The following is a 26688-nucleotide window of genomic DNA, read 5'->3' on the forward strand; positions in this document are numbered from 1 at the left end:
GTCTCTCCCCCCCCCCCTTTTTACTCCTCTGCTAGAGCGCGGATTTTTTCAAGCATTTCTTCGACTTCAATTTCCTCTGCAAAGTCATCTAAAATTGGCTGCGCTATTTCAATAAAGGGCTCGCGGTTCACTTCATTAACTTCTGCCCCCTCTTCAATGGCTTGCTGTTTGTATTCCTCGTCTTGCTCTAATGTTACTTCACGTTCTGTTTCAACAGATGCCTCTGCCGCTTCCGACACGATTTGCTGCTGATTTTCATCTAAATTATCAAATCGCTCTCCGTTTATCAGAAGAAAACGCGTTGTATAATCATGAGCAGTCTCGCTGATATACTGTCCATTTGGAGTTGTATGATGAGATTGCTGTACAAAAAATGGGTATGCGTTTTCAGAAGAGTCAACAACATCTTGTTGCAATCCTTGGTATAGTTCTCCCCAGGATATACCTGATGGAATGGCACCAACTTCTGTCCAAAAGTCCGATACGACACCAGATGTTTGCGTCCGGAATGATAACCCTCTCATATCCTCCGTTGATTCGACTGGTTGTTTTCCATAATAATGTCTTGTTCCAGCTGACCAATAACCTAATAATTTAAAAGAGTTATCTGATTTTTCATTGATAATTTGCGCCATTTCCTCCCCAACTTCTCCATCTACAGTACGGAGCCAATGCTCATAATCATTGAATAAATACGGAGCAGAGAATAAATCGACTTCACGTATTCCGGTTTGCGTCATAAATCCAGGTGAAACAACAACAACATCCGCTGCTCCCAGCTGGAGTTTTTCAACCAGTTCATCTTCTTCTGTACCAATTGTTCCGGCATGAACTTCAACTTCGATAGCACCATCCGACTCTTCTTCCACAACTTCTTTAAATTTTAAAAGTCCAGCTTGATAAGGATTATCAGGTGATGTCTGATTATGTGCTGCAATAATTTTTAGCGTCCCGTCTTCTTCCTCCTCAAGTTCATCGTTCCCACAAGCGGCCAAGAAAAAGAACAATGCCGCAACCACACAGGAAATGAAAACGCATTTATTCATTTTCATCATTCGTAACCTCCCTTTTCTGCTAAAAAATGAGTGCATCTCTTGTCCGTAAATGATTGTTTGCAGAAATGAGATAGACATCACGATGGCGCCCAACTCATTTCTGCAGCTCTTTCTCTTCGTCTAGGCTTTTTACTTGGCCAATGCAATAAATTCCTTCGCACGTTCTGTCAGCGCTTTATAATCTTCTGCTGTTTTCAGTTTGGTGGCGTCTACCAGATTACTGCCAAGCCCGACAGCTGCACTGCCATTATCCAGATATTCTCTTAAATTATCTTTGGTAATTCCGCCTGTTACCATAGCAGTTACATGAGGAAGCGGACCGCGGATATTTTTAATATATTTAGGTCCGACAGCATCAGCTGGAAATACTTTCACCATACGGGCTCCGTGTTCATATGCGGTCGTTATTTCTGTTGGTGTAAGAACGCCCGGGATATGTTCTACTCCATAACGCTGGCAAAGCTGTAAAGTTTGTAAATTCCATGTTGGAGCCACAACGAAGGATGCGCCTGCCAAAATAACAGAACGTGCTGTTTCTGGATCCAATACAGTTCCTGCGCCGACTTTAATCGATGCATCTACATTTGCTGCCGCTTTTTCAATAATGGCATTGACATTCGGCGTTTCTGCTGTGATTTCAACATGATGAATACCGCCTTCCGCCAAAGCTTCCAGAATGTCTACAATATTTTCTTCACTGGATTTGCGAATAACCGCTACTACTTTCTCTTTTTTGATTCCTTCAATAATAGTCATATCAATCTCTCCTATTCTAAATTTGTATGTTTTTGATTTAAGCTCTCTTCATTACGGTTTCCTGGATAGGTTTGCAGTAAATAAACAATCACGCTGTCTAATATCAAGTGTGCAGATTGGTCAAATTGGCTGCCAAGCGGCTGAATGGTATCTGGCTCTGTTTCCAGCCGTTTTTTGGTAGCGGCCGGGATGCGGACAATATGATTGCTGTATTCGCCAATAGCAGATTGCGTATTTGTTGTAACCAATGCAACCAATGCCGTAATGTCTTTTGCTTTTTTGGCATAGTTTAACAGAGAAGCCGTCCCGCCAGAACCAGAGATTAATAGTAACAAGTCACTTGATTCCAGGCTTGGCGTAACTGTTTCTCCAACGACATATACGGCATAACCACTGTGCATTAACCGCATCGCAAACATTTTGCCAGCTAAGCCCGACCTGCCTGTTCCTGCAATAAATATCCGGTTTGCTTGTTGAATTTCCTCTGCCAATTCTACTGTTTGATTTGCGTCCACCTGCGTTAGGACTTCCTGCATTTCTCCAGCGACGGTATGCAATATTTCCTTCATTCTATGATTCTCCTTTTTTCAACAAGATTTTCTTCGGACTAAAATGGGATTAAAACGCACCATTTCCGATTGCTTATCTGTTTTTTCTTTTAAAATAATCGTAAATAACATCTCTGCTGCTTTTTCACCCATATCAAAAGCTGGCTGCGAAATGGTCGTAAGCGGCGGATTATAAAAATCCGCAAACGATACGTCATCCACATTAATGATGGCCGCATCCTCCGGTATCTGTATATCTTTCCCGCTGAAAAACGACAGGACTTCATGCAGTACACGGTCATTTATCGCAAAAATGGCATCTGGACGCTCTTTATTTTGAAATAACGCATCCAGTTTTTCATAAATGGTATGAATTTCTCCAGTTACCAAAGAAACCTTTGGAATAGGAGAATTTGTCTGTTGAATCGCTTTTTGAAAAGCATGGACACGTTCCATTCTTGGTGTCACTTGTTCCATTAAAGGCGGACTTACTACGGCAATATGTGTATAAGCTCCTTGTAATAACGTTTCAGCCGCCAGCCTTGCCGCTTCTGCATTATCCAAAAGAATCGTGTCTACTTTCAGTTCCTCAACAACCCTGTCCATAAATACCAATGGGTACCCCTCATCCAGCAGCTGCTGGTAAAGTGCTACATTATCTCCAGTAGGAAAAGCAATCATGCCATCCACTTGCTTTGCCTTTAGCATTTCAATGTATTTTTTTTCTTTCTCCGGCTGATCATCGGCATTACAGACAATCACATGAAATCCTCTTTGATGACAATAATCCTCAATCGCCCGGATGACTTGAGTGGAAAATACATGAAGAATATTTGCGACAATCACACCTATCGTTGTCGATGTTTTTTGCTTTAAACTCCGCGCCACCATATTGGGCTGATAATTTAAATGCTTCACAGCTTCTCCTATTTTTTCACGTGTTTCTTTTCCCATATAGTCAAACCGACCATTAACATATTGGGAAACTGTACTTTTAGACACTCCTGCGTACTTCGCTACATCTGCCATCGTCGTTCTTTCCATCTGCTTCACCCATTTATCATTCGTTTTATAAATCGGTTTAGTAAACCGATTTAGATGTAGTATAAATCATAAGAAAGCGTTTTACAATACTTTTTAATAAAATATAAAGGGAAACTTCATTTATCTTCTATTACATATGTATCCCCCTTCACACACCAAGAGGCTGTCCCCTGACTAGAAGGACAGCCTCTTGTTTTCTATTTTTGAAATGCCTGTACAGTAATTCCAGCTTCTTTGACTTTTTCTTTCACTTGTCTAGCAAACGCAAGCGCGTTGGCTCCGTCACCGTGAATGCACACGGTATCTGCCTGAATCATGATATCTTTTCCTTGTACCGTTTCCACTTTATTTTCTGTAACCATACGAATCACTTGCGCGCTAGCGGTATCTACATTCTCGATGAGTGCATTCGCTTCACGCCGCGATGTAAGCATGCCTGTTTCCTGATACGTCCGATCTGCAAACACTTCGCTAGCTGTTTGCAAGCCGACTTTTTCACCTGCTTCAAGCAGTTTGCCGCCTGCCATTCCATACAAGATTAAGTTCGGATCCAAGTCGTAAACCGCTTGGGCAATTCCTTCAGCTAAATTTGCATTTGTAGCTGCCATATTATACAGTGCTCCATGTGCTTTAACATGCTGAAGCGTTCCGCCTTCTGATTTAACGATGCCTTGAAGCGCACCGACTTGATATTGCACAAGATCATACGCTTCCTTGTAGGAAATATCCATATTTCTTCTCCCAAATCCAATTAAATCCTGAAGACCTGGGTGTGCTCCAAGCTTCACATCGTGTTTCATTGCCATCTGAACAGTTTTTCGCATCGTTGAAGGATCCCCCGCATGGAATCCGCACGCGATATTTGCCGATGTAATAAACGGAAGAATTTCTTCATCCGATCCCATTTTATAAGCTCCAAAACTTTCTCCCATATCACAATTTAAATCAACAGTTAACATCGTAAACTCCTCCCTCTTACATTATCGAAATAAATCCAGTAATCCTTCGAGCGCCATGATACTTGCGCCAATGGTAAACAGAGCCGTAATTGCCCCAAAGACAACCAGCCATGTCGGATGCTTATAGTCACCGACAATCTTTTTCTTACGAGATGCGATAAGAATCGTGATGAGAATAATCGGCAAAATGATTCCGTTCAATGCTCCGGCAATGATTAATAACCGAACCGGCTCTCCAAGAAAAATAAAGATAACAGCCGATATAGCAATAAAAGCGGCAATAAACCAACTATTATACTTTTCGAAAATAGGATGAAAGGAACGTAAGAACGAAATACTCGTATAACCGACACCAATAACAGAACTAATAGCCGCTACAAACAGGACGATGCCAAACATATAGTAACCGATATCACCAAGACCGACGAGAAATGCAGTTGCAGCAGGGTTGTTTTCATCAAGGGTATATCCCGCAGTAACCACACCTAAAAAAGCAAGGAATAAAAATAGACGCATGAGGCCGGTTGTTAAAATCCCGTAACTTGCCGCTTTACTGACAAACCCGACGTTTTCTCTTCCAGTTACGCCTGCATCAACCAATCGATGACCGCCGGCAAAGGAAATATAGCCTCCGACCGTTCCCCCAACGATGGTGACAATCGGCAGCAATAATATGACATAATCTTCAGGTACAAATGCACGAACGAATGCTTCTTGATACGGTGGATTGGTCGTAAACATAACATATCCGGTCATAATAACCATGATCACACCAAAAACCTGCATTAAACGATCCATCACTTTGCCGTAATTTCGAATAGAGAAAATAATAATCGTAATCACAGCTGTCATACCAGCTCCGAGCGCTGGAGGGAGATCAAAAAGTACATTCAAGGCAAGGCCGGCTCCGCCTAAATTTGCAATGTTAAATGCAAAGCCTCCAAACACGATAAGTCCGGCAATCAGAAAACCTAAACCAGGCAATACAAAATTGGCTATTTCTTGTCCCCTCATCCCTGATACAGAAATAACACGCCAAATATTAAGCTGCACCCCGATATCAATGATAAGCGAGACAACAATCGCAAATGCGAAACTGGCCATGAAATCATCAGTAAATGTCGCCGTTTGCGTAAGAAACGCCGGACCAATGGCTGATGTTGCCATCAAGAAAATCGCACCGCGTAAAAATCTGTTTCTTTCTTTCTCACTCAGCTGTCCATGCACATGGAGCCCTCCCTTCTCTGTCTACAGAACACCTAATGTCTCATTTTTTATATCCGTAAGAAACATATGCCCCGGTGCATGCGTAATCATATCAAGCTTATTTGCTTTCGCAGCTGCTTGAGGAGTTACCCCGCAAGCCCAGAATACCGGAATTTCTCCTTCTTTTAATGTCACTGCATCACCATAGTCTGGCTGGGTGATATTTATTATTCCAATTTCACTCGGGTCTCCAATATGCACCGGTGCACCATGAACATCAGGAAAACGGGAGGTGACTTGTACAGCACGGATGGCATCCGCCCGCTTCATCGGGCGCATACTTACAACCATCGGACCGCTGAACAATCCGGCTGGTACGGTGTCTATATTCGTTTTAAACATCGGTACATTGCAGTTTTCCTCGTTATGTCTGATAGCGATTCCATTTTGAATCAATGCTTCTTCAAAGGTAAAACTGCATCCTAGTAAAAAAGCAACTGATGTGTCGGTCCAAAGATGTTCCATATTCTCTGTTGTCTCTACATGTTCGCCGGATCGATAAATATGATATTTCGGTATATCGCTGCGTATATCCGCATCTTTTCCTGCAAGTGCCGGCACTGCTATCCCCGGATCAGTAACATCCAGTACTGGACAAGACTTCGGATTCCGCTGGCAATATAATAAAAATTCAAACGCAAAAGCTTTATCCAGCACAACCAGATTTGCCTGCGCATAACCCGGCAGAACTCCTGAAGTAGGTGTCGTCCATCCACCATGTCGAATCTTTTCTATAACACGTTTTCTTTCCTCCACCGGCAACCATCCTTTCTCATTCCTTTTTTTGCTGCTATTTCTCTTCACTTTCCCACTTTAATTGAATAGCCATTGCTCGTTCTCTCATGGCATCTTCCTGTTGAAAATACAGTTCTTCTGCTTTTGAAAACGTAATTTGATCAAAGTGAACGGTTTCATTCGTCCTCAACTGCGCAAGCTTTGGCAAATCCACAACAGCGACCTGAGCAATTCTTGGATACCCTCCTGTTGTCTGCCTGTCCGCCATTAATACCATCGGCTTCCCTTCATTAGGAACTTGAACTGTACCAAAAGCAACTGCTTCGGACAAAACATTGAATGCTTCTTCCAGGATTAATTTATTTTCCGATTGAAAATGAAAGCCCATCCGATCAGCCTGCGTGGATAAAGCATACGCTTCGGAAAAGAAAGTTTTCTTACTCTCGTTTGTAAAACGTTCAAAATGTGTACCCGGAAAAGCCCGAATCGTATATCGATCCTGATCATCAATCCGTAAATCATTCGCTCTCCACCCAGGTGCACAGGCTTGTCCTCCAGCTTTTTCAGCCAATATATCCTTACGTTTTGCGATGCGTTCACTCGCTTTCTGAATCTGCAGCAAGTCCCCTTTCTGCAGCGCTCGTCCTTGATAACCTCCAAATCCGGCACGTAAATAGGTACTTTTGCTATGCATCCGCTCCGGAATATCTAAACCGCCAGCAATAGCCAAGTAGGCACGCATCCCGCTCCCAGTCGGTTTAAACGAAAGAACATGTCCGCCTGGAATATAGATTGGTGAACCAAGATAGAAAGTCTTCCCATTTACCATAGGATGCATACCACCGCCAGTTACTGCAATCAGCGCATCTTCTTTAAAATGGATTTCCGGACCGGATATCGTTAATTCAAGCACAGCTTCCATTTCATCATTGCCTATCAATAAATTAGCCGTTCGCATTGCAACAGGGTCCATTGCACCGCTTTGGAGCACACCCTGATTCAAATAACCGAATCTTCCATTATCTTGTACTGTCGTTAGCATCCCCGGCTTTAAGACCTCTGCTTCCATTATCTCGCCTCCTTCTGCTCCTCATATTCCTGCCGGGAGATTGGCTTAAACTTCACTATATCACCTGCTTTCAAAAGGCTCGGCTGTTCCCGGTCAACGTCAAATAAAGTGACATGGGTCTGTCCGATTAATTGCCACCCTCCCGGCGTTGCAAACGGATAAACTCCTGTCTGGGCGCCCGCGATTCCAACAGCACCGGCTGGCACGAGTTCTCTCGGTTTCTCCTTCCTCGGCGTTGCAATTTCCTCAGACATCCCGCCAATAAACGGAAATCCCGGTGCAAAACCAATCATATAGACCAGATACTCTCCATTCGCATGAATATGAATAACCTCTTCTTCTTTTAACGCATTTTTCTTTGCAACGTCGCTTAAATCCGGACCAAAATCTCCGCCATAGCAAACTGGAATCTCGACAATATGCTGTTTACTTTCTGGCGTGTAATCCTTCCCTGCCTCGTTCACCCTTTCTTGCAGCCATTGCATCACTACTTGATAAATATTCTTTTTATGGCGGGTGTTTTTCCTAACTTTTATTGGATCATAAAATACCGTAATCCCTGTATAACTCGGAACAGATTCAACATATCCTTCGAAAGGGTTTTCATTTAAAATCGACATCACATGCTGAACATAGGCATGCAGATTAGGATCAATCCCCTCTCCTAACGTAATAATCATTGCCCGTTCACTTAACGGATGAAAACTTGCATGAGGTAAAAGGCTCAAATGCACTCCCTCCTTTCCATGCTTTATTGTATTGAACTATTTCTATATTACATCTATTCCCTTTTAAAAAACAAGGAAACCAAGCAACTCCAGATAAGCCCATCCCTGTATTCTCTGTACATACAAGGATGGGCTTATCTGGAGGAGCCGCATGGAAAGGCGATGCAATATCTCATACGACTCGTAACAACATAGATTAGATTAATATATTTCTACATTAAACAGATTGATTCCCTTGCCAATGCAAGGCTGGATGACCATATGGCTGTTCATAGCGAGGAAACTGATCAATAGCCATCCCCGTGATGACCCCGCCCAAAAACGGGATACCATATTGGAAAACCGGATTTCCATAAATTGGAGGTCCATACCCTGGGCCGAAGACACCGGGGCCATAAAATCCCGGACCATAAAACCCCGGTCCCCAGAACCCAGGCCCTCCAAAAAAGAGGCGGGAATCCATACCCCCATATGGATTCATTGGTTCTTCAGGAAATTGACGCATCTCATGCATTCTACACTCGCTCCTTCCCTTTTCACATCTCATTTAATATATGCATCCACCCAAAAAACGAATGGGCTCGTCCTCTCTAATATATAAATCAAGAAAGCGTATTCGCTCGCATCCTTGTTTTTAATACGTTATGATACAATAAAAGAAATATTTTGAGAAAGCAGGTGATACAGATGACAAAGCAGCACTATGCCATCATTGACATCGGCTCCAACACCATGCGTTTAGTCATTTATGAAAAAAACAAGAGCAATCGTCTCAAAGAAATCGAAAACGTAAAAGCCTCCACCAGATTGCGCACCTTCTTGGAAGAGGACAATACGTTAAACCAGGACGGAATAGACCTTTTAATAAATACCCTGAAAAGCTTTCAGGAAGTACTGGCTACTTATACATTGCAGGATACTATTTGCGCAGCTACCGCTGCCATTCGCCAGGCTGAAAACAAAGAGGAAATTGAAACGCAGATTGTTCAAAAAACAGGTTTAAACATTCGTATTTTCAGTGAAGCGGAAGAGGCATACTACGGCTATTTAGCTGTTGTACATTCGACCTCTATCGAAGAAGGCGTTACCGTGGATATTGGCGGTGGAAGTACAGAAGTGACCTATTTCCAAAACCGTGAATTGAAAGATTCACACAGTTTCCCTTTCGGCGCCCTTACGTTAAAGGATTTCTTCCAAAATCCAGTTCCCACCACCCAGGAATTAAAAAAATTGCGCTCTTACTTGAAAAAACAATTTGCAACACTGCCCTGGCTTGAAAATAAAGACGTAAAATTAGTAGCTATTGGCGGAAGTGCCCGTAATATGGCACAAATTCATCAAAACCTGGAGTCCTATCCTCTGGCCGGTCTGCATGAATATCAAATGTCTCAAAAGGATATTGTGGAGGTCAGCAATTATTTAACTTCCTTAAAACCAAATAAATTAGCGAAAGTAGACGGACTTACAAAAGACCGGGCAGACATCATCATTCCTGCCATTGAAGTCTTTCATTGTCTTTTTCAGACCGTTGAAGCACAAAGCCTTGTTCTGAGCCGGAAAGGGCTTCGCGACGGGGTTTTATATGAACATCTGGCCCTGGAAACCGATGCTCCTCTCTATCCGGATGTGCTTCAAGAAAGTATTCAGGAGCTTATCAATGATTATAATTTAAACAAAAAACATATTGAACACGTCCAGAAGCTGGCCAGCCAACTTTTTGATTTTTGCAAAGAAAATGGGCTTATCCATGCGGACAAGCAGGACCGGGAATTGCTTAACATGTCTAGTCTTTTATTTAATCTCGGGGAGTATATTGATTCGGAATCCAGTCCGCAGCATACATTCTATCTGCTTGCCAATCGTACCATTGACGGCTTAGAGCATCAGGAACGGCTTAAACTGGCACTTGTCGCTTCTTATAAAAATAAGACGGTGTTCAAGCAGTTTATCGAGCCATACAAATCATGGTTCTTAAAAGAAGAACGTCATAAATTATTAGATCTGGGCTCCTTATTAAAATTCACTTATTGTCTGGACGCTACGAAAAGACAGGTTGTGGAAGAGGTATCCTTTCAATTACAGAAGAACAGCCTTCTTATTCGCGTCTATACGAATGCAAATGCCATGCCGGAAGCATATCAAGCCGAAAAACAGAAAAAGCATGTGGAAAAGGCCATTCGAAAAGATGTGGAATTGGAGTTCCATACGTGGTAGAACGGACTTTCTGTTTAAGAGGACGTTTGACGCTCTAAGCACAACAGTCTGCAGGGTGATTCGGAAACATTCTCCCCTGTTACACAGAATGTTCACATAAACTTTACATCCCTTTAACATACTTTATATTGAAAAGGATTATGATATATATAGAACCTTAAAAGGGAGGGTGTTCCATGGAAAAACAAATAGAAACCAGCTCATCCGCCTCTTATAATAACAGGGAGCTGAGTTGGCTCTCTTTTAATAAACGTGTATTAGAAGAAGCAACTGATAACAGCAATCCGCTGCTTGAAAGACTGCGGTTTTTATCGATTTTCTCATCGAACTTGGATGAATTTTTTATGGTACGGGTTGCTGGATTAAAAGATCAAGTAAAAGCCAACTTTAACCGGCCGGATGATAAATCAAATTTAACTCCGAAACAGCAGCTGTCTGCCATCGCAAAATTAAATCACGAGCTGGTGGGGCAGCAGTATCAACAGTACAAACAATTAAAAAAGGAATTAGAAAAGCAGCAGATCCGCCTCTTGCAGATGGATGATTTATCCGCAGATGCGTTGTATCAATTAGAGCACTATTTTGATGAACAAATTTATCCGATTCTGACCCCGATGGCCATCGATGCTTACCGTGCGTTTCCAATGCTGTTAAATAAATCGTTAAACCTTGCTATTCAATTAGAAGACAAATATGAACAAGAACAGTGCCATAAGAAAACTGCCATTGTTCAAGTGCCTGCATTGTTAAACCGGTTCATACAGATTGATGACACCCATCATTATGTCTTGTTAGAAGATCTTATCGGCTTTTTTATCCATAAACTTTTTCAGGGCTACCGTGTGCTATCGTCAAGTACCTTCCGTATTACCAGAAATGCAGACATGAATATTCATGAAGACAGCGCACATGATTTATTAAAAGAAATTGAAAAAGAACTGAAGAAGCGGAAATTCGGAGCTGCCGTCCGCTTGGAAATGAGTGCTGCCGATCAGGATCCGAAAATCATTTCCTTTTTACTTCATGACTTGGAAATTCACGAGAAAGACTTATACATTGTGGATGGTCCGCTGGATTTAACCTGTTTAAATGATTTCTATGATCATGTCAAGCATGATTATGAACAGCTTATTTATGAAACATTCATTCCACAGCCGGCTCAAGACATTCACGAAGACGAGTCTGTATTTGAAGCTGTCCGAAAAAGAGATCTCTTTCTTCATCATCCATACGAATCTTTTGAACCGATTGTTGACTTGATGCGGGAAGCTGCAGATGATCCGGACGTTTTGGCTATTAAGCAGACGCTTTATCGTGTCAGCGGCGATTCCCCAGTTATTGCCAGTTTAAAACGGGCTGCCGAAAACGGGAAACAGGTCACTGTACTGGTAGAATTAAAAGCACGATTTGACGAAGCAAATAATGTGGAGTGGGCTAAACAATTAGAAATAGCCGGCTGTCATGTTATCTACGGAATGATTTCGTTAAAGACACATAGTAAAATTACTCTGATTGTCCGTAAACAGGATAATCGAGTGGAACGTGTCGTGCACCTTGGAACCGGAAATTATAATGACCAGACCGCTAAATTTTATACAGACATGTCTTATCTGACAACGAAAAGAAAGTACGGTATCGACGCAACCAATTTCTTTAATTATTTGAGCGGTTATACGGAAAAACCGGATTTTCACCATTTGTCCATGGCTCCATTTGATATCCGAAATGATTTAATCAAACTTATTGATCAGGAAATCCAATTTCATAAGCAATTTAAAAACGGGCGGATTATTGCCAAAATGAACTCCTTAACAGACAAGCCGCTGATTAAAAAGTTTTATGAAGCTTCCAAAGCCGGCGTGCAAATTGATTTGATTGTCCGTGGCATCTGTTGTCTGCGTCCTGGTATACCGACTGTAAGTGAAAACATCCGGGTCATCAGTATTGTCGGGCGATTTTTGGAACACAGCCGCATTTACCTTTTCCATCATAATGGAGATATGCATACGTTCTTATCTTCGGCGGATTTAATGACACGGAACATGATTAAACGGGTCGAGCTGATGTTTCCCATCTATGAGCAGCGAATAAAAGAGCGTATTTACGATATACTTGATACCATGCTTCAAGATACCGCAAAAGCTAGACAGCAAGCAAAAGATGGCACATACGCTTACGTTATATCAGAACAGCCTGGGAACAATAGTCAATTACAATTATTCGAACAGGCAATGGATATATTTGCCTAAAGAAGATACGATAAAGATCAAAGACGAACGAAAGGAGTCTTTGATCTTTTTTATTTCCTGTGCATGCGAGCGGAAAAGTTGAGGCTCCTCCCTTTTATCAGCAATCCATATTGCCATGGTGTATGCATCTGCTTTATAATAAAAAATAATGCATAAAGATTCATGCATCCAACAGACATATTCCATTGATTTTATTATCTAACCGGCATATTACAAAAAAGGAGCCTTTTTCATGAAAATTACAGAGATTACCATGCATCGTATGAACATGCGTATGAAAAACCCATTTACAACAAGTTTTGGGACAGAACAAGACCGTGAATTTATCATTTTAGAAGCTAAAGATGCGGATGGAACCATTGGCTGGGGAGAATGTGTTACGTCTGAATCTCCGCTTTATATTGAAGAATTTACAAAAGCTGCCTGGGTCATGCTGGAGGAATATTTAATCCCTCTTACACTCGGCCGGGAAATATCGCATCCGGACGAACTGACTGATTTATTTGCGCCATTTAAGCGTAATAACCTGGCCAAAGCTGCTATCGACGCTGCTGCCTGGGATATTTATGCAAAACAACAGAGCATCTCGCTGGCTGAAGCTATCGGCGGATCCAGAACAGAAATTGAGGTTGGTGTCAGTATCGGAATTGAAGATGATATGGAGCGCATGCTTCACAATATAAAAGAGAAAACCGAAGAAGGATATAAACGGATTAAAGTTAAAATTAAACCCGGAAAAGATGTCGAGGTGGTCAAGGAAATCCGTGAATATTTCCCTGATATTCCCTTGATGGTCGATGCGAACTCTGCTTATACATTGGATGATATCGATACACTGAAAAAACTGGATCCATATAACCTCATGATGATCGAACAACCATTAGCAGCGGGCGATTTAATTGATCACGCGGAACTGCAAAAACATATTAAAACACCGATTTGTCTGGATGAAAGCATTCATTCCTATGAAGATGCCAGACAAGCAATTCAAATCGGCAGCGGCAAAATTATTAATATGAAAGTCGGCCGTGTCGGCGGAATCACAACCATGAAACGCGTACATGCATTATGTCAAGAAGCGAATATTCCAATGTGGTGCGGCGGCATGCTGGAATCCGGTGTAGGCCGTGCACATAATATCGCGATCACCTCACTTCCTGCATTTACTTTGCCTGGAGACACCGCCGCTTCTTCCCGCTATTGGGACGAAGATATTATTGATCCGGAAGTACACGTCAAAGATGGCATCGTACAGGTTCCGGCATCTCCCGGCATCGGCTATGAAGTAAACCGGGAGACACTAGCAAAATACACTGTTCAGAAACAAACATTTACCCTATAAGTGCACAAAAGGGAAGAAAACCTGACAGCCTTTTCGAAAGAGGAACTGTCAGGTTTTCTTCGCTTTTTCGTTTCAAATTTATCATGTTCTTTCCAAGATAGCACATGATAAAGGCAAGGAACTATCCGATGATACATCAACAACCTGCATTTCTCTATATGCGCAGGAGAAAATTTTCTTCATCATGTTTAAAGCAGGTTTCTTGAAATCAAAAAAGAATCAATGTATAGTTTAATCCGTACTATTTTCATTGGATTTATACAGAGGTGTTCAAAAAGCCTGGGAAGAACAAAATCTTTTACGTAACTTACTTTTTGAACAGACACTTTTAGAAATATTCACTGAAGGAGGATACTGCCCAATGGATAATTGGTTTATTGTATTAAATGTTGTTATTTTACTTGCATTAATCGGTTTATTGATTTATATGCAGAAAAAACATGTTTCCTTTGCGAAACGCGTTTTCACCGGTATGGGGCTCGGTATTGTATTAGGAGCTATTTTCCACGTTACCTACGGAGAAGGGTCAGATATTCTTACACGGACCCTGGACTGGTTCGATATTGTCGGCAGCGGCTATATCCGTTTCTTAATGCTGATTGTGATTCCGCTCGTTATGGTTTCCATTATTCGTGCTATCATTAACCTGAATGAAACGAAACAGCTTGGTAAATTGGCCAGCTTAGTGATTGGTATACTTATTTCCACCACACTTGTTGCAGCAACGCTCGGTGTGGTAACTTCTCTTGTCTTTGATTTGAACGCAGAACAAATTGAAGCTGGTCAAGAAGAAACAGAACGCGGTGCTTCCATGGAAGAAAGCTTGGATTCGATGACAGAAGAAACGACACCGCAGCGGATTATTAACTTTATCCCGAATAATATCTTCCTGGATATGACAGGGGAACGTTCTACATCGGTTATTGCTGTTGTTATTTTCTCTATTCTGGTCGGGATAGCTACCCTCGGAGTGAGCAGGAAACAGCCGGAGCAGGCAGAACGCTTTACCAAGATGGTTAATGCCGTATTTGCCATTGTCATGCGGCTGGTAACCCTTATTTTACGCTTAACACCATTCGGGGTGCTCGCATTGATGACAAATATGGTCGCAACCACTAACTTTGCCGGTATTGTACAGCTTGGTAAATTTGTGATTGCATCCTACGTGGCAATGATTGTGATGGTGCTGATCCATATGCTGATTGTCAGCGGATTCCGGTTAAATCCCGTTACATTTATGAAAAAAGTATTTCCGGTTCTTGGTTTCGCCTTTACATCACGTTCCAGTGCAGGTGCGATTCCTTTAAACGTCACTGCACAGAAAAATGCGCTTGGTGTCGATGACGGAGCTGCGAACATGTCCGCTTCCTTTGGGGCAACCATGGGACAAAATGCTTGTGCAGGTATTTATCCGGCAATGCTTGGCGTCATGATTGCACCAACTGTCGGTATCGATCCAACGTCGCTTAGCTTTATTGTACAGCTTGTACTGATTACAGCTATCAGTTCATTCGGTGTTGCCGGAGTTGGCGGCGGTGCAACATTTGCGGCGATTATTGTACTGTCCTCTATGGGACTTCCAATTGCTCTAGCAGGCTTGCTGATTACTGTTGAGCCGCTGATTGACATGGGCCGTACTGCTGTCAATGTCAACGGCAGCATGGTTTCAGGTACCGTCACTTCCAAAGTGCTGGGCAACTTAGACGAAGACACCTTTAATAAAAAAGACGCTGTTGTTGAAAGCAATGGTCTGTAAACTTTCATGAAAAAAGCAGTTATCTCCGCAAATGGAGATAACTGCTTTTTTATTAACTCAACTTTCGCATCTAAAATAAGCATATAAACCTTGCTGTTCAAGGATAAACATGATTCCTATTATCATGCTTACTTTGAGTTAAAGCGTCCTTTTATTTTTTGAACAGGATAGGCTGTATAGCAACTGCTCCGGCCAAGCCCTCCGCTTTTCATGGGGACGGCTTCAGCTAAATAAACAATCACTCTGGTGTTTCAGTTTCATGACAGCATGAATCGCTCATATCGAGAATAGCTTTCATGCACAGAAAGGACTGCTTGCTGACTATTTTTACCATGCACCACGAAAAATGTGTTCTGTCTGATTTAACTTTTATTTGTTCAGCTATTTCATGCATAGAATACCCCACTAGCGGAGGCGGACCGTTTTGACTCCTGAGGGATCAGCACCCTCTGAAGATCCACTTTTGCCAAGCGCTCTTCTTGGCAAAAGTTAGCTGAAGAGCGTGCCCCTAGGAAAGCAAAACGGTCCGCCGCAGCGGTGAGCCTTACACTTCACCTCTGTTCCTATAGAAAGAAAGTTACTTTATTAAAATACGCAAGTTGGTTTATAAGAAAATACATGTTAAGAAAAAATAAAAACCACATGCATACCTCCCCAAACTGCTGCAATACTTAACAAAACAGACGTAGCAACATACCAAAAAGCCTGCAGCCACTGTTTATCCAGCAGCAGATCAATCACTTCCTTGCCAAAAGTAGAAAAAGTCGTGTAGCCGCCGCAAAAACCAACTCCCAACAGAAGCCACAGCTGTAAAGATAAATCCAGTCCATACAGCATTCCCAGCAACAACGAACCGGATATATTAATAAGCCAGGTCGCCACCGGAAAGATAATACCCTTTTTCGCCCTGAACGGTTTCATATACCCACTGATTATGTACCGTAATAATGCACCAAACGCACCGCCAATACCTGCCGAAATCACGGGACTGACTCCTCCTTCCTTGTTTTTATGTTTTCCTGATACGTAAATGAACGCCTCTAGCTATCCAGAAACCGAGTCCCGCAAAACTAATTCCAACAATCAGGCTTAGCCCAATATACAAAAGAGCCGTCTGCAAGTTAAGAAAAAGGATATCCAACGCAAAGGTAGAAAAGGTTGTAAATGCTCCTAAAAATCCTGTCCCAAAAGTTAACGCCCATACTTGATGATCACGCTTAGAAAGCGAGACCAGGGTCAACAGAAAACTTAAAAAGAAACAACCTATCATATTCACTGTCATCGTCGCCACCGGAAATGACAAGTCGCCAAACCACAGACTGATTCCATAACGGGCCATTGCGCCAAAAAAACCGCCAGCCATAACGAATACATAGTTCATCTAACCACCAGACCTTTATACGTACATTATTGACATCTATAGAATAAGTATAATTTAATCCTAACCGGCAGAAAAAGCAATGGTTTTGAAATAAACTAGTGCCATTTATCCGAAAAACGCGTTTTTTTCATCTGCATTGAAACTTTCTCACACTCAGTCCATAATTATAGTACAGACAAAGTGCGAAGGGACAAATCGAATGGAATACATCTACGTTATTCAAATCTTTTTAATTCTCCTATTTTTCTTTTTCAGTTACCTTATTTTAATACGAAAAAATTATTATATCATCAGCGGATTTCAATCAAGTACACCTGAAGAGCGGCAGAAGATGATCAAAGCAGGGCATCCTCACGCTGTTGGTAAGATGATGTTACATATAGCTATTATTTTAAGCTTTGGATTTCTACTCCAGCTTTTGCATGTCCCTTATGCAATGGAAGGTTCGTACGTTATCATGCTTCTCGTTTTATTTATGGAATCTTTTAGGATAACGAAAAAGGTGAAAAAGAAATCACGAAAGGTAAATAAAACAATATTATTGCTGTCCCTGATGCTAACCATTGTTGTATTTGCTATTCCTTTTATACCAAATACATTGGAAATAAACGAAAATTCTTTTGAATTGACCGGTTTGTATGGAGAAACATGGGCATTTTCTGATATAGAAAATATCTCCCTCCAAGATGAACTTCCTGAAATAACAGTACGCATGAATGGCATTTCCCTGTTCGGAAATCGCATTGGAAATTATCGTATGGAAGGATTGGGAACTGGAAAACTATTTCTTCGTTCGAAGGAGGCTCCATTTATTGTTATTCGTACGCTGGACAGTTTTGTCATTATCAATACAGAACAAATTGATAAAACAGTAGCGTATTATCAGCAGTTGGAGCAAGCATATCAGCAACATAACAACCATTAGAAAAAGCTATCCATTATGGATAGCTTTTTCTAATTATTGATTATTTATTTCAAGAAATCTGGATCCTCAAATGCCGGGTCAGGATATTTGTAAAAGCCTTCTCCAGATTCAATCCCGAATTTCTCTTGATCCAAATAGGTTTCTTTTAAAAACGAAGCAACCCTCTCCGCTTTTTCATCACCAGCCTCTGCTTTTGCAGCAGCCAAGTTATATGGTGTGCGGATACCAATCACATCTAATGTAGCAAATGGACCTCGAGGAGCTCCTGTCGCTACCATCCACGTTTTATCAATGGTTTCGGCATCAGCAACATCATTTACTAACAGATTTTGTGCTGCATCTAAGAATGGAACCAATAAGGAATTCAAGATATATCCTGTTTGTTCTTTATAAATAGGCAGGGCAACCATACCGATTTGTTTTGCGAATGCCACAACATCATCAAATACAGTCATATCTGTCCCTGCATGCTTCATGATTTCTGCTGTATTGTTTTTCCAAATCTCATTTGCAAAATGCAGCATCAGAAATTGATCTGGACGACCAGTTGTTTCAGCAAATTGGCTCGGAAGCATCGTCGATGAGTTCGATGCAAAAATGGTTTTCTCTGGTGCAAATTCAGCAAGTTTTTGATAGAAATCTAATTTAATCGCTTCTTTTTCCGGCACTGCTTCAATTACCAAATCTGCATCGGCGACAGCTTCTTTCAAATCTGTAGAGAAGTGCATACTATTGAGAGCTTCTTTTACTTCTGCATCTGTTGCCTTCAAATCTTCTTTATAACGTTGCTGCCATTTTTCCATACGCGTTTTCGCAGCACTAACAGCCTCGTCATTAATATCGTACACTGTTACATTGAACCCTTTATAAGATACTTGGAAGGCAATTTGGCTTCCTAAAACACCACTGCCCGCTACCGTCACATTATTGAATTCCATGAAACATCCTTCTTTCTTTTTATTACAATTTGTTTACAATTCTATTATATGCCTCTTTTGACAGAAATAAAATATTTTTGCCTGTACAGATACCTATATATAAAGCAGTTTGGAAATGCTATATTTTATAGTATCTCCAAACTGCTCTATTCAATTCCATTCTTTCAAACGAGAAATCATTTGCTTCAGCTTTTTCTCCACCTTCCCTTCCCCGTCACGTTGTTTTTTCCATTCATTGTAACTCGCAATAGCGATAAATAATATACCGGCAATAAGCAGATACGCCCACCATGGAAGATTGCCCCAATATGGCCGTGTCTGATAAATCACATTAAATAGCAATGTGCCGATCCCGACAAAGAAATAGGATTTCAACTGGTAATGCATCCCTGCAAGTAAGGACACAATGGATAGAATACCGATAATCAATGCATCCAGAATCGTCCCGCTTTGGATGGCATCGGCAATTAAATATATCGTAATCATAATCAGCAGCACAGTCTGGATATGCCGCATAAGCGCTCCATGATTATGCCATGTTTTCTTAGACAGCAGAATCGCCAAAGCAAGGATCGGCAAGGCTTGCAGTTCCCCATAAATGACTTTTGGAACCGCATCGCTATAATGACCAAGCAGCAAATAGTAAGGTGCTAACCAAGCCAGGCCGCCAATCGTAATACATATTTTCCGCGGCATACTGTGGTCAATACGATTCATCTGCAAGAAAAACCAGGAAGCGAACAAGATAAGCGGCATCACAGTCAGCCAAATATTATCCAGATCTCCTGCCCACTGCAATGCAGAAATCAGATAGGCAACTGCCATCAGCGAATACCAATCAACAGCTTGCAGTCTCCCCTCATGTGCCTCATACAATTTTGTAAATAAATAGCTTCCAGCAGCTGCTAAAACACCAAATCCAACGTTATAAATCAGCCATAAATCAACTGCGCCCTCAAACACTCCTTGCATTTGCCATAAATAGACGGAGAAGAATAAAGGAACAACAAGAAATACGGTGCCCTTCCGCTTATGAAGGAAATAGGAAATCAAGACAATCAGTCCAACAAAGCTGATGAGCTGCCAAAATTCCTGGACAACTGCCAGAAGTACGCCCATGGCCAGAACCAGATTTAAATACGGAATCAAAAACCAGTCGATACGGCGTTTCCATATGGCAGGCATACCTAACCAAATGGCAGTTATCATCAGCCCGGCAACCAGCCAGGCGTAGATAAGCGAGAAATCTGACAATAGTTCATAATGTGAAATGAAAGAAACCACCGCACCAACCAGCATCAGGAGTCCGGCATATAAAGCGACTTTTATCTGCCATTCCTTTTCCTTTGCCCATACTGTATAAACATAAATAAGAAGCGGAACGAGCCAGACCGCCGGATGAAGAAGCGGCTGAGCTGCACTATCTCCTGCGATGAGAAGAACTAAAAATAAAAGTACAGCCTGTGCAAAATAAAAGAAATAAGGCTTTACATGTGCATCCCATTTTCCTAAATAATGTTCCACTGCCAAAAAGATGATAGGCAGACCAAGCATAAACCAGACAAAACCCGATAACGTATCGATTGAAAATGAACTTAATAACGCGACATAAAAGCCTAAACTTACCGTCGTAACCAAGCTCCAAAGCATTTGCTGCCCCGTAAAACGGACAAGCCAGTACATTACCCCGATTCCGATAAACAACAGTACAGGTCTTACAAATATGTCATCCCCAGCAAAATCTGCAAACAGTAAAAGCATCGCTAACAGATAGCTTCCCTGCCCAGTATAAAAAGTTGTACGTGTCAATTCCTGCTGCTTTCTCTGCTTCCAGATAAGGCTGATACCGAGCAGAATCACCCCCGCTGTCGCCAGCTGAAACGGAATATCCAGCTGGTTTCGGTAAACATAGGAGTTTTCCGCAAATTCAAAGTAGAGTATATACATAGCCAAAAGCCAATGTATTGGAACTGCCCAGGCAGTAATACGCTTTTCTAACGGTTTTTTCGATACAAGCGTCATATATAATGCAATGGCACCAAGAATAGCAAACATAATTGCGATACCAACAAATTCAAGCAATAAGAGCTTCAGTAATATCGTTATTCCGACCACCGGCATGGACCAGAAATACATACTTTTCTGTACAGCTTGCATATACGGAACACGATTTTGAAAACCAATCGACAAAAATAATATCACCATATAGAAAAAGATAAAGTTAAGTATACTTTCCGGGAAGAACGGTTCAATGATTAACGACCAAAATTGAATACCAATCGCCATAAAGAAGGCAGGAGCTATCCATCGGAACACGCCCCGCTTCGTCACCTCTGCTAAATAGACATATGTTCCCGCAATAACGATGTAGGCAAGCAGCATAAACCAAGAATCCCCGTCTGCCCGGACTACCAGACCTTGAAAACTGATATATAGAAAAGCAAAACCTGAAATAATCCCGCTCGTATAGTAAAAAATATTACGCGCAAAACGGTCTTTCCGCATCACATAGGCAAATCCTAAATATGCTGCACCCATAAGTGCATAAATCAACGAATCTGCGGTATACAATATAGAATTCTCTGTCAGCTGATAAATGCCATAAGCAAATAGAGCGACAAACACGAACTGATACCCTTTTGTCTGGTATACAAACACCATGGCCATATATAGAAAAGCCGTTAAAAGCACATTAAAACTGTAAAACACTGCCTGATTATAAACAAACAGCATCAATAACGTGGAGACAATCAGATTCAACTGTGCATAAGCAGGCAATTCAGGTAAAAAGACGCGAAGCACCTTCTGCTCCTTCTTCTGAAAACGATGATATACCACTAACAAAATACCGTTGTACAGCATCATCAAGAAAAAGAACATATCTACCGGTATTTGCAATGCTGCAAGGAAAAAACCGATAAAAAAAGATAAGAATAAATAAAAAATCCACACAAATAACTTGGCCCTTGTCTTATAAGCATTCCATGCATACAACGGAAGCGGAACCAGCGTACACAGTATTCCCAGCCAATAACGCCCCTCTCCGGTTAACGTGAGGTACTCGCCAAACAATCCGAAAAATCCAATCCCGATAATCGCTATCGGCAACAATAAACTGCCCAGTGTCAAAAATGCAAATGCCGTCTTTTCGATTTTAAGAAAGCGGGAAGATAAACCGCTCAATGCTAAAAAGAAAACCGCAACACCAAGCAATGCGGCAACCTTTAACAAAGGCCCCATCTGGTCCCAGGAACTGGTAGCTACCACAAGTCCGCTAATCAGCAGAAAAGAAACCCCTAAAATAAGCAGCCAAGTAATGTTTCTTTCCCGGACTTGCTCCGCCGTCTTCGGCTCCCGTACCGGCTTCTCTTTCTTTGGTTTTGCTCCTTCCTGCTCCTCTGGCGCATTCAGCCAATCTTTTTTATCCTGATCTCCCTGTAAAAACCGCGTCATTCGTTCTTTGCCAGACTTGGCAGCAGGAGATTGCCCTTCTTCATCAGGCTGAAGCTGTTCAGCAGTCTGATACAAATCTTGAAGCGCATCTTCTCCTTCCTCATCCACTGGTTCATCTATCTGTCGCGCATATTCCTGATGAGCGGTTAAGATGCGCTTATAATCTTCCATACTGATTAAATCTCTTTTTAATAATTCAATTAATTCTTCTTGAAGAATCTGGGCTCGGCTTTTTGAATTGGAAATAATGATCACGCCCCTTTTTTAAAGATGAAGCATCTTGCTGTTATATCCTATGAAAACAGGGAATGTAAAATCCCCACTTCACCTTTACATGAAAGCGGGGACATTGCTTTTACGGTACACACACAAATCGAAACAATCAGGCCTGCACATCAATGGAATGTCCTAAGTCCGGATGTTGCGGCTGATCCAGCATTTTAACCATCTCCGCATTTTGCGTTTCCGCATGATCCATGACTTTTCCCATTAAACTGAAAGACATCTGTGTCTGCAAATTAGCCTGACTCATGATCATAGACATTTTTCCGACGTCCACTTATCATTCACCTCGCTTTGAGAGAATTATTGATTAGCTTTATTTTAACATAGTTTTCAGAGAAATAACGTATATTTCTTTTAAAAAGGAAAGAGACAAAAGCGAGAAAACATACCCTTTTTCAACAAAGCTCCAAGAATGAAATCAGTCGATCTATATGCAGGATTAAATAAAATCTAGCGGATAGCTTGGTAAGTATAAAGATTCATGATAAAATCTTAATAATAGAATATAGAACTATTTCCAAAGAATCAGTTACCAGGAAGTCTCGTTATGCATCTTATCAGGTGATAAAAGCAAATTCTGAACCGGTAATAGCTGTCTATTCATCTCTGAAAAGAAACAGCTTCTATTATTTATAAAATGACATACATATTAAAAATGTTACACCTCCAGAAAAAGCTTGATTGTAGAATAAAGGAGAGGAAACCGTTTGATAAACGGAAATATACTATTTTACTTTTTTGATGATTTTTTTATTAATCTATGCATTATTATCACTTTAACGATTTTGTACATACCGCTGCGATCCAAATTAAATATAGCTGCCATGCCGTTTTGGCAAAAGGGAATCATAGATGGAGTTATTTGTGGATTAGCCAGTGTTATATTAATCGTATTCTCCATTGAGATGGCAGAAAATATCCTCGTTGACTTACGTTTTGTACCGATTATGCTGGTGCTTCTGTTTAACGGATTCTTTCCAGCTGTGATTGCCGGTATCGTCTTGATTATTGGCAGATTTATGATTGGAGGCATGTCAGACTTTTCTGTATCCGCAATGTTTATCGTGATCGCCCTGCTTGCCGGTTTTCAATTGATTTATAAACTGTACCAGCCTGACAAGGAAAAAGGAACTTATCGAAAAGCAATTATCATGATTCTATATTCAAATGTGGTATTTGCTATTTTTACGATGTTCCATTTTAGTAACCATTATTTTTATCTGATAACTTTTTTACCGATGTATTGCTTGATATCCTTTGCAGGCGGGCTGACTGCTCTCTTTTTCACCAACTATATGAAAAAAACAGAGATGCTTTTATCGAGGTATAAAGAAGAAGTATCAACTGACTTTTTGACGGGACTGCAAAATATGCGTTCATTTGCAGCTATCTGGGAGAAATCCATTGACAGAGCCGTTACAAAAAAGGAAAAGCTGACCATATTAACATTGGATATAGATCAATTTAAAGAGATAAATGACACCTATGGCCATCCCGATGGTGATCAGCTTTTAACACAGTTTAGCAACATTTTAGCAAAGAACACCCGCTCTTTGGATAAAGCCTTTCGCCATGGCGGAGATGAATTTTTGATTATTCTGCCAAACTGCGGCATTACTAACGGGTTAGAAGTTGCTGAGAGAATCAGAGAGGAAGTCGCGGAGCACTCTTTTCAAATTTCTAAGAATCGGTACATACATGTGACGGTTTCCATTGGTGCTGCAACCTATCCGGATACATGCAGCCATTATCAGCAAATCATCCAGCAGGCGGATGAAGCCTTATATAAAGCTAAACATGCAGGAAAAAACCAAATATACTCCAATATTACGTCATCCCAAAAAGAATCATAAAGATTCCTGGGATGATTTTCTTTTCCATGGGTTACCATAACTTTTCGTAGAATATTCCATAAAATAGCCGGAGAGCCTTTATGGAACTATCTTTTTCGTCTTTAATATTTCCGACATTGCTGGAACAGTTAGCGGTTTGCTGTAGTAATAACCTTGGATTTCATCAATATCATATCGACATAAAATCTCCATTTCATCTTTGTTCTCTACCCCTTCCGCAACTACCTTCATGCCAAGGCTCTTTCCAAGCTGAACAATGGTTGTCGCTATTTCTTTTTTGGTAGAAACATTGGAAATCCCGCGAATCAAAGACTTATCAATCTTCAAAATATCTAAATCCAGCTTTTGCAAGTACGCCAAGGAAGAATAACCCGTTCCAAAATCATCCAGCGCCACCTTAATCCCCTGCTCCTTCATTGTTTCTAAAATTTGCTGGACATATTTCATATTATCAATAAAGAGACTTTCCGTAATTTCAATTTGGATCCAAGCTGGATGAACGCGGTATGTTTGGAGATGAGACCAGAATTTTTCTGTAAAATTCACTTGCAAAAACTGACTCGAGGATAAGTTAATAGACACCGGAAGCAGGTCGTATCCAAGCGATTCCCATTGCTGCAGCTGCCTGCAGACATTTTCTATCACCCAATCGCCAATATCATTAATCATCCCTAATTCTTCCGCCAAAGGGATGAATTCCCCAGGAGAAATCTCTTGAAAATCAGGATGCTTCCAGCGTATCAGCGCTTCACAGCTGGTGACGATGCCCTCTTCCGGAGAAACTTTAGGCTGATACACCATATAAAATTGATTGTTTTCCAAGCCCATTCTTAAATCATTTTTAATTTGAAAAGCCCGTTGATTAGAGATTTTCATTTCCCTATCAAAAAATTCATAATCGTTTTTAGACCTGTTTTTCACACGATACATAGCCAAATCCGCATGCTTCATCATCGTAGACGTATCTGAACCGGCCTCGGGATAAGTAGCGATACCAACACTAGCAGTCATATTTAACTGGTATGCATTGATCGCAAAAGGTTCTTTAAAACTGGTAATAATCGCTTCTGCAAAGCATTGCATTCCTTTTGGAGCAGCGATCGAATCAATCAAGACGGCAAAAACATCCCCGCTTAGTCTGGCAGCGATCCCCCGCTCGCCAATTATCTTTTCCAAACGGCGGGCAACGGCGATAAGTAATTCATCACCTGCGATATTTCCCAGCGTATCAATGACGTATTTGAAACCGTCTAAGTCCACAAACATGATGCCAAATTTCATATCATTCTCTGCAGAAAATGCAATTTTTTGAGTTAAAAGATCATCAAATTTACGCCGATTGGCCACGCCTGTCAAATGATCATAATAAGCCATCATACGAATTTTTTCCTGATTTTTTTTCTTATCCGTAATATCATAACGCATGGCAATATACTGTATCGGTTTTCCTTTAGCATCCTTCACCGGAATAATCGTCGTATCTACCCAATAAAAAGAACCATCTTTTGCACGGTTTCTGATCTCCCCATTCCAAACACCGCCAAAACCAATCTTCCGCCACATTTCTTTAAAGAACGCTCTCGAATGATACCCCGAATTAATCAACTGATGGGTGCTTCCGATTAATTCACTGGGAGAGTAACCGGATATTGCGCTAAAATGTGTATTGGCATGTATAATCTTTCCCTGCCGATCTGTTATTGCTAGAATCACAGACTGATCTAAAGCATATTTAATATCGGACAGCTCTTTTAAAGCGATCATCAATTGATTATTTGCTTCTCGCTCATCTGAGATAATACCGAATATTTCCATACTATTGCCTGATTTGACAGAATAGCCGGACACATGTAACAGCAGGAATTCACCGTGCTGTTTTCCAAAAGTTGCATTAAAATGAACCTGTTCCTCTTCGCCATGAACAAGCTTTGAAAATTCTTCCGCACTCTGCAAGCCGATATAGGCAGAAAGCACTTCTTTATAATCTCCTCCAGAAATGATACCTTTCGACTCATCCAGTACATCTTGTGACATACCTTCTGTAAAATATATTTTCTTATCCTTAATGGTAAATACAATCTGAGCCAAAATTACTTCCTCCTCACATCGACTGTGCACGCTAGTATCAATAT

The 26688-nt window shown here is 41.1% G+C and carries 22 protein-coding genes; 6 read left to right on the top strand and 16 right to left on the bottom strand.

Features of this window, described 5'->3' with window-relative positions; all coding sequences use genetic code 11:
- Positions 1 to 20: 20 nt before the first annotated feature.
- The 10 genes from ACFQ19_RS07960 to ACFQ19_RS08005 form a co-directional block, all read right to left on the bottom strand.
- Entirely contained in the window at positions 21 to 1055 is a 1035-nt protein-coding gene (locus ACFQ19_RS07960; RefSeq protein ID WP_379591548.1) for a TRAP transporter substrate-binding protein, read from the bottom strand.
- Positions 1056 to 1184: 129 nt separating this feature from the next.
- Positions 1185 to 1811, bottom strand: a complete 627-nt coding sequence (locus ACFQ19_RS07965; RefSeq protein ID WP_379591549.1) for a bifunctional 4-hydroxy-2-oxoglutarate aldolase/2-dehydro-3-deoxy-phosphogluconate aldolase — start codon at positions 1809 to 1811, stop codon at positions 1185 to 1187.
- Between the two features lie 11 nt (positions 1812 to 1822).
- Complete coding sequence (gene hxlB, locus ACFQ19_RS07970) at positions 1823 to 2380, bottom strand: 6-phospho-3-hexuloisomerase (protein WP_379591550.1); 558 nt, start codon at positions 2378 to 2380, stop codon at positions 1823 to 1825.
- Between the two features lie 18 nt (positions 2381 to 2398).
- The gene (locus tag ACFQ19_RS07975) at positions 2399 to 3403 is read right to left on the bottom strand and encodes a LacI family DNA-binding transcriptional regulator (RefSeq protein WP_379591551.1); all 1005 of its coding nucleotides are present in this window, start codon (positions 3401 to 3403) and stop codon (positions 2399 to 2401) included.
- A 197-nt stretch (positions 3404 to 3600) separates the two neighbouring features.
- The gene (locus ACFQ19_RS07980; RefSeq protein WP_379591552.1) at positions 3601 to 4362 is read right to left on the bottom strand and encodes a LamB/YcsF family protein; all 762 of its coding nucleotides are present in this window, start codon (positions 4360 to 4362) and stop codon (positions 3601 to 3603) included.
- A gap of 21 nt (positions 4363 to 4383) precedes the next feature.
- On the bottom strand, positions 4384 to 5529 hold the full coding sequence (locus ACFQ19_RS07985; RefSeq protein ID WP_379591586.1) for an NRAMP family divalent metal transporter: 1146 nt from the start codon (positions 5527 to 5529) through the stop codon (positions 4384 to 4386).
- Positions 5530 to 5610: 81 nt separating this feature from the next.
- The gene (locus ACFQ19_RS07990) at positions 5611 to 6390 is read right to left on the bottom strand and encodes a putative hydro-lyase (protein WP_379591587.1); all 780 of its coding nucleotides are present in this window, start codon (positions 6388 to 6390) and stop codon (positions 5611 to 5613) included.
- Positions 6391 to 6418: 28 nt separating this feature from the next.
- Positions 6419 to 7432, bottom strand: a complete 1014-nt coding sequence (locus ACFQ19_RS07995) for a 5-oxoprolinase subunit C family protein (protein ID WP_379591553.1) — start codon at positions 7430 to 7432, stop codon at positions 6419 to 6421.
- On the bottom strand, positions 7432 to 8160 hold the full coding sequence (gene pxpB / locus ACFQ19_RS08000; protein ID WP_379591554.1) for a 5-oxoprolinase subunit PxpB: 729 nt from the start codon (positions 8158 to 8160) through the stop codon (positions 7432 to 7434). Before pxpB ends, ACFQ19_RS07995 begins: the two co-directional genes overlap by 1 nt.
- Before the next feature lie 217 nt (positions 8161 to 8377).
- Positions 8378 to 8674, bottom strand: coding sequence for a hypothetical protein (locus tag ACFQ19_RS08005; RefSeq protein ID WP_379591555.1), 297 nt, complete (start codon positions 8672 to 8674; stop codon positions 8378 to 8380).
- Between the two features lie 173 nt (positions 8675 to 8847).
- On the opposite strand from ACFQ19_RS08005, the gene ppx reads away from it, so the two are divergent.
- From ppx to ACFQ19_RS08025, 4 genes are all read left to right on the top strand, one after another.
- The gene (gene ppx / locus ACFQ19_RS08010; protein ID WP_379591556.1) at positions 8848 to 10374 is read left to right on the top strand and encodes an exopolyphosphatase; all 1527 of its coding nucleotides are present in this window, start codon (positions 8848 to 8850) and stop codon (positions 10372 to 10374) included.
- A gap of 176 nt (positions 10375 to 10550) precedes the next feature.
- Entirely contained in the window at positions 10551 to 12623 is a 2073-nt protein-coding gene (locus ACFQ19_RS08015; RefSeq protein WP_379591557.1) for an RNA degradosome polyphosphate kinase, read from the top strand.
- 232 nt (positions 12624 to 12855) lie between these two features.
- A complete protein-coding gene (gene menC, locus ACFQ19_RS08020) occupies positions 12856 to 13965 on the top strand; it encodes an o-succinylbenzoate synthase (protein WP_379591558.1) in 1110 nt (369 codons plus the stop codon).
- A 361-nt stretch (positions 13966 to 14326) separates the two neighbouring features.
- On the top strand, positions 14327 to 15721 hold the full coding sequence (locus ACFQ19_RS08025; protein WP_379591559.1) for an L-cystine transporter: 1395 nt from the start codon (positions 14327 to 14329) through the stop codon (positions 15719 to 15721).
- 621 nt (positions 15722 to 16342) lie between these two features.
- On the opposite strand, the gene crcB is transcribed toward ACFQ19_RS08025, so the two are convergent.
- The gene (crcB, locus tag ACFQ19_RS08030; protein WP_379591560.1) at positions 16343 to 16705 is read right to left on the bottom strand and encodes a fluoride efflux transporter CrcB; all 363 of its coding nucleotides are present in this window, start codon (positions 16703 to 16705) and stop codon (positions 16343 to 16345) included.
- Positions 16706 to 16730: 25 nt separating this feature from the next.
- Positions 16731 to 17102, bottom strand: a complete 372-nt coding sequence (locus tag ACFQ19_RS08035; RefSeq protein ID WP_379591561.1) for a fluoride efflux transporter FluC — start codon at positions 17100 to 17102, stop codon at positions 16731 to 16733.
- 199 nt (positions 17103 to 17301) lie between these two features.
- Between ACFQ19_RS08035 and ACFQ19_RS08040 the strand changes: the two genes are divergently transcribed.
- On the top strand, positions 17302 to 18027 hold the full coding sequence (locus ACFQ19_RS08040) for a DUF3784 domain-containing protein (protein ID WP_379591562.1): 726 nt from the start codon (positions 17302 to 17304) through the stop codon (positions 18025 to 18027).
- A 44-nt stretch (positions 18028 to 18071) separates the two neighbouring features.
- Here the strand turns inward: ACFQ19_RS08040 and ACFQ19_RS08045 are convergent, their stop codons facing one another.
- From ACFQ19_RS08045 to ACFQ19_RS08055, 3 genes are all read right to left on the bottom strand, one after another.
- Positions 18072 to 18965 carry a 3-hydroxyacyl-CoA dehydrogenase gene (locus tag ACFQ19_RS08045; RefSeq protein ID WP_379591563.1) on the bottom strand — a complete coding sequence of 298 codons (894 nt, stop codon included), beginning with the start codon at positions 18963 to 18965 and terminating at the stop codon, positions 18072 to 18074.
- A 150-nt stretch (positions 18966 to 19115) separates the two neighbouring features.
- The gene (locus tag ACFQ19_RS08050) at positions 19116 to 22589 is read right to left on the bottom strand and encodes a hypothetical protein (protein WP_379591564.1); all 3474 of its coding nucleotides are present in this window, start codon (positions 22587 to 22589) and stop codon (positions 19116 to 19118) included.
- A gap of 211 nt (positions 22590 to 22800) precedes the next feature.
- Positions 22801 to 22977, bottom strand: coding sequence for a YjfB family protein (locus ACFQ19_RS08055; RefSeq protein ID WP_379591565.1), 177 nt, complete (start codon positions 22975 to 22977; stop codon positions 22801 to 22803).
- A 433-nt stretch (positions 22978 to 23410) separates the two neighbouring features.
- On the opposite strand from ACFQ19_RS08055, the gene ACFQ19_RS08060 reads away from it, so the two are divergent.
- Positions 23411 to 24556 (top strand): diguanylate cyclase, encoded by a 1146-nt coding sequence (locus ACFQ19_RS08060; protein WP_379591566.1) that lies wholly within the window; start codon positions 23411 to 23413, stop codon positions 24554 to 24556.
- Positions 24557 to 24634: 78 nt separating this feature from the next.
- Here ACFQ19_RS08060 and ACFQ19_RS08065 read toward each other — a convergent pair whose 3' ends face one another.
- Positions 24635 to 26644, bottom strand: a complete 2010-nt coding sequence (locus tag ACFQ19_RS08065) for a putative bifunctional diguanylate cyclase/phosphodiesterase (RefSeq protein ID WP_379591567.1) — start codon at positions 26642 to 26644, stop codon at positions 24635 to 24637.
- Positions 26645 to 26688 lie beyond the last annotated feature (44 nt).

The organism is Oceanobacillus locisalsi, assembly GCF_042675985.1.
Lineage (GTDB): Bacteria > Bacillota > Bacilli > Bacillales > Amphibacillaceae > Oceanobacillus > Oceanobacillus locisalsi.

Excerpts from the sequence above, each read along its gene's own strand:
- ACFQ19_RS07975 (WP_379591551.1), bottom strand. The coding sequence starts at position 3,403 with ATGGAAAGAACGACGATGGCAGATGTAGCGAAGTACGCAGGAGTGTCT.
- menC (WP_379591558.1), top strand. The coding sequence starts at position 12,856 with ATGAAAATTACAGAGATTACCATGCATCGTATGAACATGCGTATGAAA.
- ACFQ19_RS07995 (WP_379591553.1), bottom strand. The coding sequence starts at position 7,432 with ATGGAAGCAGAGGTCTTAAAGCCGGGGATGCTAACGACAGTACAAGAT.
- ACFQ19_RS07960 (WP_379591548.1), bottom strand. The coding sequence starts at position 1,055 with ATGATGAAAATGAATAAATGCGTTTTCATTTCCTGTGTGGTTGCGGCA.
- ACFQ19_RS07985 (WP_379591586.1), bottom strand. The coding sequence starts at position 5,529 with ATGGCAACATCAGCCATTGGTCCGGCGTTTCTTACGCAAACGGCGACA.
- ACFQ19_RS07965 (WP_379591549.1), bottom strand. The coding sequence starts at position 1,811 with ATGACTATTATTGAAGGAATCAAAAAAGAGAAAGTAGTAGCGGTTATT.
- ACFQ19_RS08025 (WP_379591559.1), top strand. The coding sequence starts at position 14,327 with ATGGATAATTGGTTTATTGTATTAAATGTTGTTATTTTACTTGCATTA.
- ACFQ19_RS08045 (WP_379591563.1), bottom strand. The coding sequence starts at position 18,965 with ATGGAATTCAATAATGTGACGGTAGCGGGCAGTGGTGTTTTAGGAAGC.
- ACFQ19_RS08035 (WP_379591561.1), bottom strand. The coding sequence starts at position 17,102 with ATGAACTATGTATTCGTTATGGCTGGCGGTTTTTTTGGCGCAATGGCC.
- ACFQ19_RS08015 (WP_379591557.1), top strand. The coding sequence starts at position 10,551 with ATGGAAAAACAAATAGAAACCAGCTCATCCGCCTCTTATAATAACAGG.
- ACFQ19_RS08005 (WP_379591555.1), bottom strand. The coding sequence starts at position 8,674 with ATGCATGAGATGCGTCAATTTCCTGAAGAACCAATGAATCCATATGGG.
- ACFQ19_RS08050 (WP_379591564.1), bottom strand. The coding sequence starts at position 22,589 with ATGGAAGATTATAAGCGCATCTTAACCGCTCATCAGGAATATGCGCGA.
- ACFQ19_RS07980 (WP_379591552.1), bottom strand. The coding sequence starts at position 4,362 with ATGTTAACTGTTGATTTAAATTGTGATATGGGAGAAAGTTTTGGAGCT.
- ACFQ19_RS08040 (WP_379591562.1), top strand. The coding sequence starts at position 17,302 with ATGGAATACATCTACGTTATTCAAATCTTTTTAATTCTCCTATTTTTC.
- hxlB (WP_379591550.1), bottom strand. The coding sequence starts at position 2,380 with ATGAAGGAAATATTGCATACCGTCGCTGGAGAAATGCAGGAAGTCCTA.
- ppx (WP_379591556.1), top strand. The coding sequence starts at position 8,848 with ATGACAAAGCAGCACTATGCCATCATTGACATCGGCTCCAACACCATG.